Here is a 2,438-nt window from a genome sequence, read left to right as displayed (position 1 = left end):
GGAAGGTTCGGTCCGCCCTTCTTTTCTTGGCTTGCGGCGTGCTGATACCGGGCATGTGAGGACTCAGATCGTGATGATTGATGCTCCTCGCGGCAATCATCGCCAGAAGCACATCGATCAGCCGCTGAAGGGTGTCAATGCGGAGGTGACTCGCGTGTGCTTTGAAGTGGCGGGTGAGTGCGGTAGCCTGCTGAGCAGCGGATTCTGTTGTTTTCACACTCTCAGGAAACCGTGAACAGACGGCCCCATCAAGCTTGATGGGGCCGTCTGTTGGTTTTTGCCGTCTGGAACGAGGTCAAACTGAAGTTGTCACCTACTGAGCGCCGCCCCAAACATATGACCACGGGCAAAGAAGGTGAGGAACCGCTCTGGAAGGCATGGAGCCGCTATTTACGCTCCAGAGGTTACCAGCCTACTGCCGCGGGCGGTGCGGGGGCTTGGCGTTACATTGGCTACGCAATCAGTCAGACTTTGCTTCGGGCACATGAGCGGCGCAAGTTAGGCCAGATTTTCGCCACACAAAACTGGGGGGAGCAGCCCGAGGGCGAGTTCATAGCGCGTCAACTTCGCTACTTAGATAGCGTACCTTCCCATGTGCAGACCCTTTTGCGCCGTGACGGCCAGGCAGCAGAAGACGTCTATCACGCGCTAGAAGAGGCCTACCAAGAATGGCAGGTGGGCAATGAAGGTTCAGGACAGGCTACTCTGTTGGCCCGCCATCTCAGCGCAGGTCTTTACCGAAGCGAACATTTCCGCACAGGGGAGGCTATCTATTCACTTTTCCCAAAGCAGGCACGCGGGTTACGCCTCTTGGAGATTGCGGCAGAGTGGGAAGATGGCCCCGAAACGCTGACCTTGGAGCGTCCAGGCTATTACGCTCCCTTGGGAGAACTGACCGCCAGCCAACTTAGCACTGGTTTAAAGATTCCGTTGAGTGGACACCCGCAGCTTGACCATCTGCACTTGCTCGCCCGACGCTTCTGGATTCTGCGGCCCGACCCCAACTCGCAGGGTGATTTTGCCTCATTGGGCCGCCCTGGAGTGGGTGAGCAGTTTTTGCTGCTGGCCCGCCGTGAGCTGATACCAGACCTGACAACGCTCAGGGAGCAGGGACTTATTCAGTGGAGCCAGGAGGAAAATTGGGAAGGCGACTGGACGGAATACCACGGTGTGATGGTTACGGCCAACCACTGGGAAGGTGTCACTGAGGTGAGCCGCGAACTGCTGGATGCCCTCCGGCCAGAAAGTGGGCTAGGACTTTCGGTCACGGGCGGCTTGCGAGTGCCGCAAAGGGGAGCCTGGCTGCATTGCGGCCCGCCAACAGTCAGCGTGGCAACCTTTTTTACCGAAGCCTTTTTAACCTTGCGCTGCGGTGAGGACGTCCTTTTTGCGGGCAATGTAGAACCAAATCAACCAGTGGAATTGCCCTGGCGCGGTGCGGGAGATTACGAGCTAGAGGCTGAAGCCAGAGGCCAGGGCCAAGTCAGACTGATTAAGCTGCTTGACCTGGACGAGCTTCCTCAGGCTCCCTCACGCGATTTGGGCAGCCTCTCTAAAACCTGGCAACACTCAGGCCGCACCTTGTCGCTCGTGGGGCCTGAATTGCAGCAAGGAGAAGCGCAATGAGTGAGCAGCGTCCAATCTCTCGTACCCGCATTCGGAGTGGCAAAGCTGCCCATTCGCAGGAGCAGGTTTCTAGCCAGGATTCTTACCGGCTGGATCAACTACGAAGCAAAGAAAAATTTGTAGCCATCCCCAAAATCCGCTGGTACAAAGGCTATAGGGGTCGCGGAAAAGCCGACATCTTGGTGGCGCAGCTTTCGCGTTTTATCAACAGTCGCAAGTTGACTGACACCGTGTGCGGCTTGCGAATGGAACGGCGGCCCAGAGGGGAGTATTACTTTTTCCTGACGTTAGAAACCGACAACTATGGGCACCTGGACGAACAGATTGACGAGGCGCTTGAGGAATGTCACTTGCTGTCATTCACAGCGGGCGGGCCTTACAACCTGGATGAGATTCGGGGCATGGTGAGTGGTGAACTCAAAATCAAGGCGCTGGGCCAGTGTCTGGCCTACCGTCAGATGCGCCAGGAAGTCAGTGACGACCCCTTTGGGCAGGAGGACGAGCATCTTTCAGCTGACCAGCTCACGCAGCAGGCCGAAACGCTGCTCAGCTACCTCAGTAGCCTCGGTTCAGGTCGTTGGAGCAGCTTTCGCACAGCGGCAGGCGCATTAGGTGTAAGCGAGTACGCCCGTGCCCTGGCTCGCCGCTTGCAGCTTCTGGGACACCTTGAATTGAGTGCCGACGGTGAACGGTGGGCCGTGACTCCTCCCCAAGTGGTGCAAGCAGAAACCCGGTCTGGAGAGCCGGGTAGTGGTACGGAAAATCCTTCAGGCTACGTTCGAAGATTCCGTAGCTGCAAGCAGTTTAACCCA

Annotated in this window: 2 protein-coding genes and 1 pseudogene; 2 read left to right on the top strand and 1 reads right to left on the bottom strand. The window is 57.3% G+C overall.

Annotated elements, in window-relative coordinates:
• Nucleotides 1-217, bottom strand: a pseudogene (locus tag IE158_RS13655) (IS4 family transposase); the annotation flags it as partial.
• Nucleotides 218-336: 119 nt separating this feature from the next.
• Here IE158_RS13655 and IE158_RS13315 point away from each other — a divergent pair.
• Both IE158_RS13315 and IE158_RS13310 read left to right on the top strand, forming a co-directional pair.
• A complete protein-coding gene (locus IE158_RS13315) occupies nt 337-1,626 on the top strand; it encodes a hypothetical protein (RefSeq protein ID WP_189644190.1) in 1,290 nt (429 codons plus the stop codon).
• 218 nt (nt 1,627-1,844) lie between these two features.
• Nucleotides 1,845-2,438 (top strand): hypothetical protein (locus tag IE158_RS13310; protein ID WP_229839136.1); only part of this gene is annotated, 594 nt, incomplete at its 3' end.

The organism is Deinococcus piscis, assembly GCF_014653275.1.
GTDB lineage: Bacteria > Deinococcota > Deinococci > Deinococcales > Deinococcaceae > Deinococcus > Deinococcus piscis.
Note: the sequence above shows the minus strand (reverse complement) of the source record. Positions and strands in the feature narration are given on the sequence as shown.